Source organism: Mesorhizobium sp. P2_E10 (assembly GCF_056404235.1).
This window is the reverse complement of record NZ_JBFUEK010000001.1, coordinates 523,517-537,260: the sequence shown is the minus strand read 5'-3', so window position 1 is coordinate 537,260 and position 13,744 is coordinate 523,517. Positions and strand designations below refer to the sequence as shown.

Sequence of the window (13,744 nt, the reverse complement as noted above, 5' to 3'; positions counted from 1 at the left end):
GACCGGAGAATAGCCTGCTTGGGGGAGCCGTCTTTGCGCTGGCGCAAACCGCAATTCATTTCAATGCGACTTGTGGAACTGCGGAGTGGCGCGGATCGTGTTTCGGAGCGCTCCATATGAAATAGGCCGGACTGGACCTCCCCGTCTGGTCCGTCCGGCCGTTTCCCTCCGGCTATCGCCAACCGGAGGGTATCCATCATCGAGATGTCAGTTGGAGGCGGCCTTGGTCGCCTCGCCGAACAGCTCCGCGAACACCGTTTTGGCCTTGCCGGTCTGTTTGACGGCTTGTGCCGCATCGAGGTTCACAGGCTTGCCGACGACGATCAGCGCCACCATGCCCATGCCGTAATGCGGGGCGCATTTCACGCCATAAACGCCTTCCTGGGTCATGGTCACGGTGATCTCCTCGCTTGCCTTTCCCTTGAAGGCTTCAGCGCCGTCCGGCATCATTCCCTTGATGGTCTCGGCATTGTGGGACTTGTCGGTGGGCACGAACTTGATCGTGTCGCCGGGCACCGCTTTGATGTAGGCGGGCTGGAACACCATCGAACCCTTCTCGCCCTTGTTGAGCATCTGGACGACGTGTTCTTCAGCGCTTGCCGCGCCGGCCAAAGCCAACAATGCGATGGCCGCGGCGATCAGGGGCAGTTTCATGGGATAGTCCTTTCTGGGTTGATCACGGCGTTTGCCGTTGCGCCCTTGTACCGTGCGGGACGGCGTTGCGGTTTGCGCTGGCGCAAACCGGCACACGAAATATCTGGATACGATGTGGCGATCTGGCGCTGGTGAGGAGCCTTGGCCGGCTCGCTTGCATCGCGCGGCCTGCGCTTCTTTTCATTCTGTTCGGGACGAATGGAAAAAATGCCCTAAATGAAAGACGTTCAGTTAGTTTGGCTGAGCTTGGCAGTATCCTTTCAGCTCAGCGGTAACGAATTTCATGCCAGCGCGGGACATTACCGGCATCAAAGGACGTCTCCTGCAAGCGGTGCTGTCTCGCCGCTTCGAGGGACGCAATGGCTATTTGCTGGCGATTTTCATGGTCGCAGCCGCTGTCCTTGTCCGGCTTCTGCTGGAAGGCCTACTCGAAGACCGGGCGACATTTACCCTCTTCACGCCGGCCATCCTCGTCGCATCGATCGCCGGCGGCATCTGGCCTGGACTGTTGTCCGTGGCGCTTTCGTTGGGCGGAGCGTTCTGGCTGGACAATCTTCAGTCCGATCTCGCCCACAATCCGGTTGAATTCGTCGTCTTCGCCGCTGTCGGCCTGGCAATCGCCTGGATGGGCGAAATGCTGCACCACGCCAGCAAGGCAATCGACCGGGCTGAGAGCGCGCTGGGGGGCCGCGAGGCCCATCTTCGCTCCATTCTCGATACAGTGACCGACGCGACCGTCGTCATCGAAAAGGACGGCACGATCGTTTCATTCAATGCCGCCGCGGTTCGGCAGTTCGGCTATGCCGAAGCGGGCCCTGCATCATCGTCGATGAAAGTGCGATCCGGCTCAGCCCAGCCGGGTGCCAGCCGCTTGCCGGTTTTGCCGGGCGGGTGATCCTGCTCGTCGAAGACGTCGATCCAACCGGCACCGAGGGGTTCGCCGTCCTGACCAAACCGGTCGAGGGGAACGATCTGATCGATATGGTGCAGGCCTTTTCGGCCCGCCACGTCCTAGCTGACTAAGCCAGCCACCTCGCTGATTACGTAGAATCCCTTAGGACATAACCCAATTTCGCAGACCGGCATTCCGCGCGATGGCTATTCCACCGAAATTAAGGGAACAGCCATGAACGCCATCGTCGACACTCGGGTGCCCTTCGAAATCCTGACCGCCCTCGTCCCGCGACCGGACGTGTCGAATGATGGCCGGCCGGTGCCGCTCTCGTTCTTCCACGCAGGCTCGGAGATCTACGCACAGGGCAAAAAGGTCGCTTCCCACTACCAGATCGAGTTCGGCGCGGTCCGCATCTACCGGCTGCTGGCCGATGGGCGCAGGCAGATCACGGCCTTCCATCTGGCGGGAGAGACGTTCGGCTTTGAAGCCGACCTCACCCACCATTTCTTTGCCGAGGCCATCGTCACGACAGGACTGCGGACATTCCGCCCGGTGGCCGGCCTGGACAGATCGCGGGAACTTTTGCCGCTAGCCCTTCGTTGCATGGTGCGGGCCCAGGAACATTTGCTGGTTGTCGGCCGGCAGACGGCGATCGAACGCATCGCTGCTTTCCTGGTCGACATGGCCGCACGACAGGGAGATCTCGACCAGATCGAACTGCCGATGTCCCGCCAGGATATCGGCGACTACCTCGGCCTTACGATCGAAACGGTATCGCGCGTGTTATCGAGATTGCGCGACAAGGGTGTGCTGAAGTTTCACGGGCTTCGTATCCTCGAAATCCGCAAGCCTGAAACACTGCGTTCGATGTGCGAATGATCCATGCATTCGAGATCAATGCCTGGAAGATGACTGGTGGAGCCAATCGGAATCGAACCGACGACCTCTTGAATGCCATTCAAGCGCTCTCCCAACTGAGCTATGGCCCCACTTCCGGCAGTTCGCCGGCGCCGTTTCCGGCGAAGAGATCCGGCGCGGGTTGAGACCGCGCCGTTAGTGCAGGCGGCTTCTAACCCCGCCTTCCCTGAATATCAAGCCTGCAAGAACCGCTTTTTCGTCACAGCCCAAGAAAGCAGGCAAGTGCTTGCGTCAGAAGGCGGATCAGACTTCGTCGTCGTCGTCGCCAACGCCGATCATGTCGGCGACATCGTCGTCTTCTTCCTCTTCGTCGGCAAGGAAAGTGTCATCCTCGTCGTCGCCGAGATCCACTTCATCCTCGTCGTCGCCAAGATCGGGAAGATCGTCGGCCTTGACGTCCTCGTCCGCCTCTTCGAGCGGAACGATCTCGACGCCCTCTTCCTCCTCGGCGTCGACTTCCTTCTCGGCAACTTCCTCTTCCTCTTCGATGGCGGCGATCTTGCCTTCCTCGAAATAGGAGCGCGGATAGCTCTTGCCGGTATAGGGCGAGACGATCGGGTCCTTGTTCAGGTCATAGAATTTTCGACCCGTCTCGGGGTCGATGCGTTTGGTGCCAAGTTCGGTTTTTGCCACGGCAAGCCTCGTCGATAAAAGTTTGGTCCCCATAACCACAGTTTGCAGCGCTGTCAAAGACTAAAGCCAGCGTCATAAATCCCGGCTTTGCTGGACCTCGCGCAAGGGGATGACCATTTCGGTCCGCCGTGATACGAGACCGCGCAAACCAAAAGAAAACGGCCGGCTGCCGGCATTTTCATCCAGGGAAAGACCATGTCGCACACTGCCGCCCCAAAGCCGGCCACCGCCCGCAAATCATCAGCCCTTTCGGGTGCCGCTCGCGTACCCGGCGACAAGTCGATCTCGCACCGCTCCTTCATGTTCGGGGGTCTCGCTTCCGGCGAAACCCGTATCACCGGGCTGCTGGAGGGCGAGGATGTGATGCGCACGGGTGCCGCCATGAAGGCGATGGGCGCCCATATCGAGAAGCATGGCACTGAGTGGGTAATCCGCGGTACCGGCAATGGCGCGCTGCTGCAGCCGGAAGGCCCGCTCGATTTTGGCAATGCCGGCACCGGCTCGCGCCTCACCATGGGCCTGGTCGGCACCTACGACATGGAAACCACCTTCATTGGCGACGCCTCCTTGTCCGGCCGGCCGATGGGCCGCGTGCTGGAGCCGCTGCGCCAGATGGGCGTGCAGGTGCTGAAAGCGACACCGGGCGACCGCATGCCGATCACGCTGCGCGGTCCCAAGCACGCCGCGCCGATCACCTACCGGGTGCCGATGGCCTCGGCGCAGGTGAAGTCGGCGGTGCTGCTGGCCGGGCTGAACACGCCCGGCATCACCACCGTCATCGAACCGGTGATGACGCGCGACCATACCGAAAAGATGCTGAAGGGCTTCGGCGCCAATCTGTCGGTCGAGACCGACGAGCGCGGCGTGCGCCACATCTTCATCGAAGGCCAGGGCAAGCTCACCGGACAGACCATCGCGGTGCCGGGCGATCCCTCCTCGGCCGGCTTCCCGCTGGTGGCGGCACTGATCGTGCCGGGTTCGGACATCACCATCGAAAACGTGCTGATGAACCCGACCCGCATCGGACTTTTGCTGACGCTGCAGGAAATGGGCGGCAAGATCGACATCCTCAACCCACGCAATGAAGGCGGCGAGGATGTCGCCGACCTGCGCGTCCGTTATTCCGAGCTGAAGGGCGTCACCGTGCCGCCGGAGCGGGCGCCGACGATGATCGACGAATATCCGGTGCTTGCCGTCGCCGCCAGCTTCGCCGAGGGCGAGACGCTGATGCAGGGGCTGGAAGAACTGCGGGTGAAGGAATCCGACCGACTGTCAGCTGTCGCCAACGGATTGAAGCTCAACGGCGTCGATTGCACCGAAGGCGAGGCGACACTTGCCGTGCGCGGGAAGCCGGGCGGCAAGGGGCTGGGCCAGCACCCCAATGGACCGGGCACCACCGTCCAGACCCACCTCGATCATCGCATCGCCATGAGTTTTTTGGTGATGGGACTGGCGACGGAGAAGCCTGTCACCATCGACGACCAGGCGATGATCGCGACCAGTTTTCCGGAGTTTATGGGGCTGATGAAGGGGCTGGGCGCGGAGATTTCCTAAACTCAGGATTGTCGTCAAATTTGGCTATCAACTCAATTGTTCCTTAAGGCCGGTCCTTCAAGGTCGAGTTAGCATTGGGGAGAGCCATGAATATCCTAGCCTCGATTTTTCTTGCGATCGTCGGGGGTGTCGTTTTGATCATTGCAAAGGCCATATCCGTGGCCAGGATGATCAATGAACGGAATTATTCATTCGCGCGCTTCGGTTTGATCGCGGCATTTTGGGCCGGGCTTACCATTCCAAGTGTGGGTTTTTCATGTGGGCCGATAGGCTGCACATACGGCCTGCATTTTGACTGGGTGCTTGCACTAATCAAAGCCGTGATGCCCTCAAACGCGATATTTTTCGTAATGGGCGGTTATGCGATCCTCAGCGTGTATTTTTTTGGCCATGCGCTGGGATGCGTATTTTCTTTGTTCAGGGCGTTTGCGCGGCCTGCTGCGCGTTAGGGCGATATGCGCAACGGATCCAAGACTGATGATGGGTTTGTCATCGTTTCTTTTCGCAGAGGAACCGGCGCTTACAAGATAACGCCCGAGCAATACGAGTTCATAAGGAAGCGTTTTTGCCGCGAATATTGGACAGCGGTTCTGACCACGATTCCAATGGGAGGTCTCGGACTCCTTTGGTACGTCGGACACCTCGCCACGCATTGGGCCGGGCTCGCTGCGATAATTTACCTGGCAGGCAATACGGCACTCAGCATTGCCCGCTTCCAGGCGATTGCTCACGTCAAAAGATTCGCCGCCCCATCTTCCGTGCCGGTAGAATTCCTAGGCATCTCTGATTTTAGGGCAGCTCTCCTTGCGGCCCTCCTTAAGGTGTGGCGGGAAGGAAGCAGCGCCCAACTGCTCAAAGGAGTCTGGCTGACGGGATTCCTTTTCTTTTCGAGCGCCATCATCTTGGCCACAAGATTGCTCGGGTTGGAAAATGATGGCCCGAGCCACAAGCTGCATCCGATCGTCCTCCTATTTTTCACCGTTGTTTCATTCGCTCTTTTCGCCGCTTTTTTGAAGGAACGCCGGCGCAGAAAAAAGACTGCGGAACCCGCGCAGCCGTAATTTTGCAGATCGACAAGAGTCCACGCATACCGCTAACAACAATCACGTCTGCGTCGGCTGCACCAAAAGGTTTGCATGAAGCCCTTCACCATCGCCATCGACGGACCCGCCGGCGCCGGCAAAGGCACGCTGGCCCGGCGGCTGGCTGACCACTATCGGCTGAACCTGCTCGACACCGGCCTCACCTATCGCGCGGTGGCCTATGCGCTGCTGCAGCACGCCTTGCCGCTGGACAATGTCTCGGCGGCCGAAACCGCGGCGCGGCAGGTCGACATGGCAAAGCTCGACCGCGCTGTGCTTTCCGCGCATGCGGTTGGCGAGGCGGCCTCGAAAGTAGCGGTGTTTCCAACGGTGCGGCGCATCCTCGTCGAAAAGCAGCGCGAGTTCGCCAAAGCGCCACCGGGCGCGGTGCTCGACGGGCGCGACATCGGCACCGTCGTCTGCCCCGACGCCGACATCAAGCTCTATGTGACGGCCAGCGCCGAAGTGCGGGCACAGCGGCGGCTGGCCGAGATCGAAAGCATCGGCGGCACCGCCAGTTTCACCGAAATCCTCGCCGATATCGTGCGCCGCGACGAGCGCGACATGGGCCGCGCCGACTCGCCCCTGAAGCCCGCCGCCGACGCGCACTTGCTTGATACCAGCGAAATGGCTATAGAAGCCGCGTTTCTCGCAGCCATGGCGATCATCGACGACGTTCTGGCCAAGAGAGACAAAGCCTGAGCCGGGTTTTCCACGCGCTGCCGATTGCCGGTGGCGACAAAGATACCCATATCGGGCACGAACCAGCCTGCCAGCATTCTTCATGCGCCGGAATTGTCGCTTAAAGAGCGGCCAAGGGCTTTTTGCCCGGAACGCCGGCAGGCTAACGCAACGCTAACCCACGGCGCCCGTCCCGCGACAGATGCGGGGCACTCCAGGAGAAACTATGTCAGCTGCAAATCCCACTCGCGATGATTTCGCGAGCCTGCTCGAAGAATCATTTACCGCCGGCCATTCCGGCGAAGGCCAGGTCGTCAAGGGCATCATCACCGCCATTGAAAAAGACATGGCGATCATCGATGTCGGCCTGAAGGTCGAAGGCCGCGTGCCGCTGAAGGAATTCGGCGTCAAGGGCAAGGACACCACCCTCAAGGTCGGCGACACGGTCGAAGTCTATGTCGAGCGCATCGAGAACGCGCTTGGCGAAGCGATGCTTTCCCGTGAAAAGGCCCGCCGCGAAGAGAGCTGGGTCCGTCTCGAAGAGAAGTTCACCAAGGGTGAACGCGTCGAAGGCGTGATCTTCAACCAAGTCAAGGGCGGCTTCACCGTCGACCTCGACGGCGCCGTGGCCTTCCTGCCGCGCAGCCAGGTCGATATCCGCCCGATCCGCGACGTCTCGCCGCTTATGCACAACCCGCAGCCCTTCGAGATCCTCAAGATGGATCGCCGCCGCGGCAACATCGTGGTGTCGCGCCGCACCGTGCTCGAGGAAAGCCGCGCCGAACAGCGTTCGGAAATCGTGCAGAACCTCGAAGAAGGCCAGGTTGTCGAAGGCGTCGTCAAGAACATCACCGATTACGGTGCGTTCGTCGACCTCGGCGGCATTGACGGCCTGTTGCATGTCACCGACATGGCATGGCGCCGCGTCAACCATCCGACCGAGATCCTCAACATCGGCCAGACGGTCAAGGTGCAGATCATCCGCATCAACCAGGAAACCCACCGTATCTCGCTCGGCATGAAGCAGCTCGAGAGCGATCCGTGGTCCGAGATCGGGACCAAGTTCCCGATCGGCAAGAAGATCAAGGGTACCGTCACCAACATCACCGACTACGGCGCGTTCGTCGAGCTGGAGCCGGGCATCGAAGGCCTCATCCACGTTTCGGAAATGTCGTGGACCAAGAAGAACGTGCACCCCGGCAAGATCCTGTCGACGACGCAAGAAGTCGACGTGGTGGTGCTCGAGGTCGATCCGGCCAAGCGCCGCATCTCGCTCGGCCTCAAGCAGACGCTCGAGAATCCGTGGCAGGCTTTCGCCTCGAGCCATCCGGTCGGCAGCCAGGTCGAGGGCGAGGTCAAGAACAAGACCGAGTTCGGCCTGTTCATCGGCCTCGAAGGCGACGTGGACGGCATGGTCCATCTCTCCGACCTCGACTGGACCCGTCCGGGCGAGCAGGTGATCGAAGAGTACAATCGCGGCGACATGGTCAAGGCGCAGGTGCTCGACGTCGACATCGACAAGGAGCGCATCTCGCTCGGCATCAAGCAACTGGCCAAGGATACGGTCGGCGAAGCGGCGACTTCCGGCGAACTGCGCAAGAACGCGGTCGTCACCTGTGAAGTCACCGGCATCAAGGATGGCGGTCTGGAAGTGCGGCTGGTCGACAGCGGCGTCGAGACCTTCATCAAGCGCAACGACCTCAGCCGTGACCGTGACGAGCAGCGCCCCGAGCGCTTCTCGGTCGGCCAGAAGCTGGACGCTCGCGTCATCGCCTTCGACAAGAAGACCCGCAAGCTGCAGGTCTCGATCAAGGCGCTGGAAATCGCCGAAGAGAAGGAAGCAGTCGCACAGTACGGCTCGACCGACTCCGGCGCTTCGCTGGGCGACATCCTGGGCGCCGCGCTGAAGAAGCAGGGCAGCTAAAAGACAACGACGCCGCGCTCGTCGCGCGGTCGTCATTCGAAATGAAAAACCCCGCCGGAGCGATCCGGCGGGGTTTTTCTTTGAACTGTTTTTTTGAGTTCAAGCCCTGCCGTAAAGCGGCACCAGCGTGCCGCTCATCGCCAGATTGGCCGGCGAGGCGAGATAGGCGATCGCCTCGGCGGCCGCTTCCAGGCTGACCCATTTGGTGAAATCGGCATCCGGCATGTCGGCGCGGTTGGCCGGCGTGTCGAGCGTCGATGGCGCGACAGCGTTGACCAGGATGCCCTTGTGCTTCAGCTCCTCGGCCATCGCCACCGTCATCGCGGCGACCGCCGCCTTGCTGGCTGCGTAGGCGACGCTGCCGGCGCCCTTGCGCGGCTCCAATGCAGCCCGCGCGGCGATGTTGACGATGCGGCCCGCCGTGGCGGATGCCAGCATCGAGCGCACCGCGGCGCGACAGCACAGGAAGGCGGTGCGGGCATTGGTATCCATCATCTCGGCAAAGGAAGCGGACTCGATCTTTTCCACAGGTGCCGAGGCAAAGCCGCCGGCCAGATGGATGGATCCCCACAGACCTGGAACCTGGCTGTAAAACGCCTCGACCTTGGCGGGGTCGGAGAGATCGACATTGTGCACCAGCCGGACGCGATCGTCGGCCGCGAAGGGGAAGTGCGAAGGCGCCGCGGCATGGGCATTGGGGACATGGCAGATGGCGCCCTCACCCAGCAGCTTGCCGACAACCGCGCCGCCGAGAGCCCCGGTGCCGCCGGTCACCACAATATGCTTGCCATCAAGTGTTTGCGTCATCTTCGACCGCTCCTGTTATTTTTTTATGCTTATGCCGCGCCGGTGGCAAAGGTCGCGCCTTTCGCATGATTGCTCAACTGAAATATCGACATGGCAGGGTCGCTTCTTTGCATCGCTTCAAGTCGTCGGCCAACCAGCGACGATCGCGTCCCAGAGCAGATGCTTGCTGGTCTCCGGGCGCTCGGCCCAGTGGGTGAGCTTGTGCAGCCAGAAACGATCGAAGACGGCGCGATGAGCGACTTCATCGAAAGGCTCGAAGAGCAGCCATTGCAGCTCATGTGGTCGATCCGCGCTGACCTGGGGCATGCGCAGGAAATCATGCCGAAGCTGACGGTGCAGGAGAAGCGAAGCCTCTAAATGGTGCGGGAACATGAAATATTGGTGAAGCGTGTCGTACGTCTTCCAGTAATCCGCCAAGCCGTGCAGCACGGTCTCGACCAGCGGATGTCCCTTGCGGGCGTGAATGAACCAGGTTTCCACAAGCCGGGCGTGGCGATTGGTTTCGCGCAGGATGTAGAAATCCTCGCGCTCGATTTCGGCGGGAACGGGCTGCCGCAACAGGATCGTGGCGTCGAGCCACGTCCCGCCATGACGGTGAAGCAGGCTGAGGCGAACGAAGTTGGAAAAGTGCTGACTGCCCATCAACTGGCGCCGGCGCTTGTCCCAGATGTGGCCTGGCAGGTCGACATGGTTTTCAATAGTCTTGTCGTCGAGCACGACGAGTTCGCGGTCGCCCTTGTGACGCTCCACGGATCGCAGGCATGCCTTGATCACCGGTGGCGCCTCGTCGGCGCCTTGCGCCCAATATTGCCATATCGGGCCGAGGCCGCCGGTCGGCTTGCTGGTGGAGCACCATTGCGAATGGTCGACGGCGATATGACGGGAACGCCAGTCGCGCTTTCGCGCGTAGGTCATGCAAAACTTCGCGGCACGCCTTCGCAACGGCCAGGGCAAGGCGCGTGAGGACGCCACCCAGCGCGGCGCGGCCAGATACGGAATTGTCAGCGGATCGCGGATCGGCGTCGGCTCGCTGAAAAACGAACGCGCCGACCGGTCATCGCTATCCCCTGTCACAGGGCTCAATCCACGGTAATTTCGATGACGTGCGGTTTTCCGGTTGCCCGCGCGCGCTTGAGGGCGACCGCCAGTCCATCGATGTCGGCAAGCCGCTCGGCGGCGATGCCATAGGCTTCGGCCAGCTTGCAGAAATCCGGCGGAGCCGGCGATACGCCAACCGGCTCGACGCCGACATCGAGCATCGAGGTTTCGATCTCGCGGTAGCCGCGATTGTTCCAGACGACAAAGATCACCGGCGCCGCCGCATCCAGTGCCGCGCCGAGTTCCGGCAAGGTGAACTGAAAACCACCGTCGCCGGTAAGACAGACGACCGGCACACCCGGCATGGCAAGGGCGGCTCCGATCGCCGCCGGCGGGCCATAGCCGAGCGCGCCAAAACCAGTGGCGGCGTTGAACCAGCCGCCCGGGCGATCGTGGTCGTAGTAGAGATTGGCGGCGTAGACCGGTTGGGTCGAATCGCCGACGATCATCGAGCCGGGCAACGCATCGCGGATCGCCTCGACGGCGTGCGTCTGCGCCTGCAGCGTCGAGCTGAGCTCGGCAAACGCCGCTTGCCGCGTTGCCGCGGCGCGGGCCGGACCCTCGCCGGACACTGCCGGGGCGGCGCCGATTTCGGCCAACAGCGCTTCGAGAGCAGCGCTGCAATCGGCCTGGATCGAAACCGTCGCTGGCCGGCGGGCAAGCTGGTCGGCGCCGATGTCGATGCGGATCAAATTGGCCGGCAGCACAAAGCCGCCATCGCTGTAGCCATCATAGTCGGTCGGACCGAATTCCGTGCCGGCGGCGATCACCAGATCGGCGTCTGCCATCAGCGCCCGCACCGCCTTCAGGCTGGGGCTGGCCGGCACGCACAATGGATGGCGATGCAACAGACCGCGGGCATTGGCCGTCTGGACGACTGGCGCGCCGAGCAATTCGGCCAGGCGTTGCAGCGGCGCTTCGGCCCGGCTGGCGCCACCGCCTGCCAGGATCAGCGGGCGGCGCGCGGCCGCGACAAGCTTTGCCGCCTCGGCGATGGCAGCGGTATCCGGCGTGGGTGGTGCTGCGTTGCTCAGCAACGCGACGAGGCCGTCGGCCGGCTTGACCATGACATCCGTCGGGATCTCGATATGCACCGGGCCGGGGCGCGCGGACGAAAACAGCGCGAAGGCGCGGGCGAGCGCGCCGGGCAGTTCGCTGGCGTCGGTGACCCGCTGCGAAAACAGCGCCACCTTCTCCATCATGCCGCGCTGGTCGGGCAGTTCGTGCAGATGGCCGAACCCCTTGCCCAGCGTCGGCGTCGCATTGACGCCTGAGATCACCAGCATCGGCACCGAATCGGCGCGCGCCTGGCCCATGGCGGTGATGGTGTTGGTCAGCCCCGGTCCGGTGATGACGAAGGCGACGCCCGGCCTGCCGCTGGCCCGCGCATAGCCGTCGGCCATGAAGCCGGCGCCCTGCTCGTGGCGCGGCGTGACGTGGCGGATGTTCGACCGCGCCAGTCCGCGATAGAGCTCGACCGTGTGCACGCCGGGAATGCCGAAGACGGTGTCGACGCCATGGGCTTCGAGCAGGGAAATGAGCGCTTCGCCGACGGTCGTCCCAAGGGTCGTCATTGTCTGAGCACCGGGCGCGTGAGGCAGGTTGGACCGCCCTCGCAGGCGATGCACAGCGCATCCGCCTCGAAAGTCGTGACCGTGCAGCCGGCGGCCTGCATGGCTGCCGCGGTCTTGGGAAAGCCGGCAACGGCGATCACCTGGCGCGGCGCGGTCGGCAGCACATTGAGGCTGAGCCCGTTGGAGGCATGGAACTCGCCGGCGTCGCCTTGGATCAGGCGAATGCCGCGCGCGTTCAGCATCTGGTAGAAGGCGGCCGGCAGAAGCGGAGCGTAGACCAGCGCCAGATCGTCGGCGAGCGGGCTGATCACCGACATCAGATGCAGGCAGGCTTCCTCGCCGTGCCACAGCGGCAGGTCGAAGCCGAAAACCTCGATGCCTTTGGGCGAGAGCAGATCCGAGAGCTGCCGGATGCCGTCCTGGTTGGTGCGCACACCGCGGCCGACCGCCAGCGTGTTGGCATCCACCCAGACGCAATCGCCACCCTCGACCTGGCCGGGAGGATCGATGCGGCCGAGGATGGGTACGCCCATGCTGATGTAGGCCGCCTCGTGCAAGCCGGGTTCGGGCCGGCGCAAGGCCTTGCCCATGGCCAGAATGATGGCGCCGTGATCGGTCATCAAGGACGGATCGTGGGTGAAGACGGAATCGGCAAGACCGTCATCGGCGTCGGTCAGCCATTCGATCTCGGCGCCGGATGAGGCGACCAGCCTCGCCAACACCTCATGCTGGGCGGCTGCCTTGTGTGGGTCAAAGCCCGGGCCATAGTGCCACTCCGGCGCCTTGGCGTGACGCATGGCGCTGGCGGCGGAACGCATCAGCACACGCTGCAGCGCCCCGGCCATGGACTGTGACCCGTAAGTTTTGCCCACTAAACTCTCCTGAAAATCCCCTTCCTGCCAATAGCCACTCAGCCAGCCGTGATCAATGGTCCAAAAACCATGGTTGACGGAGGCAAGCGGAACGGTCCATCTTGAGCATGGGAACTCTGTCCAGTGACGGGTAATGGGTAAAAAAATCGAGCAGCGACGAGTCCGGCCACTCCGCGGAGCGCCGGCAAGATGATGGCGCAGGGTACTGCATCGGCACTGAAACACACCGCGCAGGACGGCGCCGCCGAAGCCATCCATGTCGAGAATCTTCACAAGAAATTCGGCCAACTGCATGTGCTGAAGGGCGTTTCGCTGTCGGCGCGCGACGGCGAGGTGATCGCCATCATCGGCGGCAGCGGCTCCGGCAAGTCGACGCTTTTGCGCTGCATCAACTGCCTGGAAAACCCGACCAGCGGCATCATCCGCGTCAATGGCGAGGAAATCCGGCTGAAGGCAGACAGCCACGGCCACACCATTCCGGCCGACCGCAGGCAGATCGAACGCATCCGCTCCAAGCTCGGCATGGTGTTCCAGAACTTCAATCTGTGGAGCCATATGACGCTAATCGAGAACGTCATCGAGGTTCCGGTGCATGTTCTGGGGGTCAAGCGCGATATCGCCATCGCGGAAGCCGAAAAACTGCTTGCGCGCGTCGGCCTGGCCGAAAAGCGCGACGTCTATCCGGCCTATCTCTCGGGTGGCCAGCAGCAGCGCGCGGCGATCGCCCGAGCGCTCGCCATCAATCCGCGCGTCATGCTGTTCGACGAGCCGACCTCGGCACTCGACCCGGAACTGGTCGGCGAGGTGCTGAGGGTGATCGGCGACCTGGCGCGCGAAGGCCGCACCATGGTGCTGGTCACGCACGAAATGAAGTTTGCCCGCGAGGTCGCGACGCATGTCGTCTATCTCTACAACGGGCTGGTCGAGGAGGAAGGGCCGCCGGAGCAGATCTTCGGCGCCCCGAGATCCGAAAGGCTCAAGCAATTCATCCGCAACATCGGCTAAGCCGAGGCGGACGAAAAGACCGGGGAACCAACAACAAACTGGGAGTT

The 13,744-nt window shown here is 62.3% G+C and carries 16 protein-coding genes and 1 tRNA gene; 10 read left to right on the top strand and 7 right to left on the bottom strand.

The genetic code is table 11. The features are described from left to right. Positions 1 to 207: 207 nt before the first annotated feature. Positions 208 to 654, bottom strand: a complete 447-nt coding sequence (locus tag AC1D0N_RS02680; protein WP_477241110.1) for a pseudoazurin — start codon at positions 652 to 654, stop codon at positions 208 to 210. Between the two features lie 283 nt (positions 655 to 937). Here AC1D0N_RS02680 and AC1D0N_RS02675 point away from each other — a divergent pair, with 283 nt between their 5' ends. The 3 genes from AC1D0N_RS02675 to AC1D0N_RS02665 all read left to right on the top strand — a co-directional run bounded on the left by AC1D0N_RS02675 (position 938) and on the right by AC1D0N_RS02665 (position 2,428). Next, entirely contained in the window at positions 938 to 1,549 is a 612-nt protein-coding gene (locus AC1D0N_RS02675) for a DUF4118 domain-containing protein (protein ID WP_477241108.1), read from the top strand. Next, positions 1,546 to 1,677, top strand: coding sequence for a hypothetical protein (locus AC1D0N_RS02670; RefSeq protein WP_477241106.1), 132 nt, complete (start codon positions 1,546 to 1,548; stop codon positions 1,675 to 1,677). The genes AC1D0N_RS02675 and AC1D0N_RS02670 overlap by 4 nt, the downstream gene beginning before the upstream one ends. Positions 1,678 to 1,780: 103 nt before the next feature. After that, the gene (locus tag AC1D0N_RS02665; RefSeq protein ID WP_477241104.1) at positions 1,781 to 2,428 is read left to right on the top strand and encodes a helix-turn-helix domain-containing protein; all 648 of its coding nucleotides are present in this window, start codon (positions 1,781 to 1,783) and stop codon (positions 2,426 to 2,428) included. Between the two features lie 34 nt (positions 2,429 to 2,462). On the opposite strand, the gene AC1D0N_RS02660 is transcribed toward AC1D0N_RS02665, so the two are convergent. After that, positions 2,463 to 2,538: transfer RNA gene (locus tag AC1D0N_RS02660), tRNA-Ala, on the bottom strand. Between the two features lie 172 nt (positions 2,539 to 2,710). Continuing rightward, positions 2,711 to 3,100 carry a TIGR02300 family protein gene (locus tag AC1D0N_RS02655; RefSeq protein WP_477241102.1) on the bottom strand — a complete coding sequence of 130 codons (390 nt, stop codon included), beginning with the start codon at positions 3,098 to 3,100 and terminating at the stop codon, positions 2,711 to 2,713. 195 nt (positions 3,101 to 3,295) lie between these two features. Between AC1D0N_RS02655 and aroA the strand changes: the two genes are divergently transcribed. The 5 genes from aroA (at position 3,296) to rpsA (ending at position 8,341) form a co-directional block, all read left to right on the top strand. Further along, on the top strand, positions 3,296 to 4,654 hold the full coding sequence (aroA, locus tag AC1D0N_RS02650; RefSeq protein WP_477241100.1) for a 3-phosphoshikimate 1-carboxyvinyltransferase: 1,359 nt from the start codon (positions 3,296 to 3,298) through the stop codon (positions 4,652 to 4,654). Between the two features lie 86 nt (positions 4,655 to 4,740). Then, the gene (locus AC1D0N_RS02645; RefSeq protein WP_477241098.1) at positions 4,741 to 5,103 is read left to right on the top strand and encodes a hypothetical protein; all 363 of its coding nucleotides are present in this window, start codon (positions 4,741 to 4,743) and stop codon (positions 5,101 to 5,103) included. A 6-nt stretch (positions 5,104 to 5,109) separates the two neighbouring features. Further along, positions 5,110 to 5,715: a hypothetical protein gene (locus AC1D0N_RS02640; RefSeq protein WP_477241096.1), complete on the top strand. Its 606-nt coding sequence runs from the start codon at positions 5,110 to 5,112 to the stop codon at positions 5,713 to 5,715. Positions 5,716 to 5,790: 75 nt separating this feature from the next. Then, on the top strand, positions 5,791 to 6,438 hold the full coding sequence (gene cmk, locus AC1D0N_RS02635) for a (d)CMP kinase (protein WP_477241094.1): 648 nt from the start codon (positions 5,791 to 5,793) through the stop codon (positions 6,436 to 6,438). A 205-nt stretch (positions 6,439 to 6,643) separates the two neighbouring features. Continuing rightward, positions 6,644 to 8,341, top strand: a complete 1,698-nt coding sequence (gene rpsA / locus AC1D0N_RS02630; protein WP_477241092.1) for a 30S ribosomal protein S1 — start codon at positions 6,644 to 6,646, stop codon at positions 8,339 to 8,341. Positions 8,342 to 8,440: 99 nt separating this feature from the next. On the opposite strand, the gene AC1D0N_RS02625 is transcribed toward rpsA, so the two are convergent. Beyond that, positions 8,441 to 9,148, bottom strand: coding sequence for an SDR family NAD(P)-dependent oxidoreductase (locus tag AC1D0N_RS02625; RefSeq protein ID WP_477241090.1), 708 nt, complete (start codon positions 9,146 to 9,148; stop codon positions 8,441 to 8,443). Between the two features lie 117 nt (positions 9,149 to 9,265). Beyond that, the gene (locus AC1D0N_RS02620) at positions 9,266 to 10,063 is read right to left on the bottom strand and encodes a capsular polysaccharide synthesis protein (protein ID WP_477241088.1); all 798 of its coding nucleotides are present in this window, start codon (positions 10,061 to 10,063) and stop codon (positions 9,266 to 9,268) included. On the opposite strand from AC1D0N_RS02620, the gene AC1D0N_RS02615 reads away from it, so the two are divergent. Then, positions 10,062 to 10,241, top strand: a complete 180-nt coding sequence (locus AC1D0N_RS02615) for a hypothetical protein (RefSeq protein ID WP_477241086.1) — start codon at positions 10,062 to 10,064, stop codon at positions 10,239 to 10,241. The genes AC1D0N_RS02620 and AC1D0N_RS02615 overlap by 2 nt on opposite strands. Here the strand turns inward: AC1D0N_RS02615 and AC1D0N_RS02610 are convergent. Further along, positions 10,228 to 11,820, bottom strand: coding sequence for a 5-guanidino-2-oxopentanoate decarboxylase (locus tag AC1D0N_RS02610; RefSeq protein ID WP_477241084.1), 1,593 nt, complete (start codon positions 11,818 to 11,820; stop codon positions 10,228 to 10,230). The two genes, AC1D0N_RS02615 and AC1D0N_RS02610, sit on opposite strands and share 14 nt — an antisense overlap. Beyond that, a complete protein-coding gene (locus AC1D0N_RS02605; RefSeq protein ID WP_477241864.1) occupies positions 11,817 to 12,665 on the bottom strand; it encodes a dimethylarginine dimethylaminohydrolase family protein in 849 nt (282 codons plus the stop codon). Before AC1D0N_RS02605 ends, AC1D0N_RS02610 begins: the two co-directional genes overlap by 4 nt. 219 nt (positions 12,666 to 12,884) lie before the next feature. On the opposite strand from AC1D0N_RS02605, the gene AC1D0N_RS02600 reads away from it, so the two are divergent. Beyond that, positions 12,885 to 13,697 (top strand): ABC transporter ATP-binding protein, encoded by an 813-nt coding sequence (locus AC1D0N_RS02600; protein WP_477241862.1) that lies wholly within the window; start codon positions 12,885 to 12,887, stop codon positions 13,695 to 13,697. The last annotated feature ends 47 nt before the right edge of the window (positions 13,698 to 13,744 follow it).

Coding starts and splice junctions, on each gene's coding strand:
- AC1D0N_RS02680 (WP_477241110.1), bottom strand. CDS start 654: ATGAAACTGCCCCTGATCGCCGCGGCCATCGCATTGTTGGCTTTGGCC.
- AC1D0N_RS02675 (WP_477241108.1), top strand. CDS start 938: ATGCCAGCGCGGGACATTACCGGCATCAAAGGACGTCTCCTGCAAGCG.
- AC1D0N_RS02665 (WP_477241104.1), top strand. CDS start 1,781: ATGAACGCCATCGTCGACACTCGGGTGCCCTTCGAAATCCTGACCGCC.
- aroA (WP_477241100.1), top strand. CDS start 3,296: ATGTCGCACACTGCCGCCCCAAAGCCGGCCACCGCCCGCAAATCATCA.
- AC1D0N_RS02645 (WP_477241098.1), top strand. CDS start 4,741: ATGAATATCCTAGCCTCGATTTTTCTTGCGATCGTCGGGGGTGTCGTT.
- AC1D0N_RS02640 (WP_477241096.1), top strand. CDS start 5,110: ATGCGCAACGGATCCAAGACTGATGATGGGTTTGTCATCGTTTCTTTT.
- cmk (WP_477241094.1), top strand. CDS start 5,791: ATGAAGCCCTTCACCATCGCCATCGACGGACCCGCCGGCGCCGGCAAA.
- rpsA (WP_477241092.1), top strand. CDS start 6,644: ATGTCAGCTGCAAATCCCACTCGCGATGATTTCGCGAGCCTGCTCGAA.
- AC1D0N_RS02625 (WP_477241090.1), bottom strand. CDS start 9,148: ATGACGCAAACACTTGATGGCAAGCATATTGTGGTGACCGGCGGCACC.
- AC1D0N_RS02615 (WP_477241086.1), top strand. CDS start 10,062: ATGCAAAACTTCGCGGCACGCCTTCGCAACGGCCAGGGCAAGGCGCGT.
- AC1D0N_RS02620 (WP_477241088.1), bottom strand. CDS start 10,063: ATGACCTACGCGCGAAAGCGCGACTGGCGTTCCCGTCATATCGCCGTC.
- AC1D0N_RS02610 (WP_477241084.1), bottom strand. CDS start 11,820: ATGACGACCCTTGGGACGACCGTCGGCGAAGCGCTCATTTCCCTGCTC.
- AC1D0N_RS02605 (WP_477241864.1), bottom strand. CDS start 12,665: ATGGCCGGGGCGCTGCAGCGTGTGCTGATGCGTTCCGCCGCCAGCGCC.
- AC1D0N_RS02600 (WP_477241862.1), top strand. CDS start 12,885: ATGGCGCAGGGTACTGCATCGGCACTGAAACACACCGCGCAGGACGGC.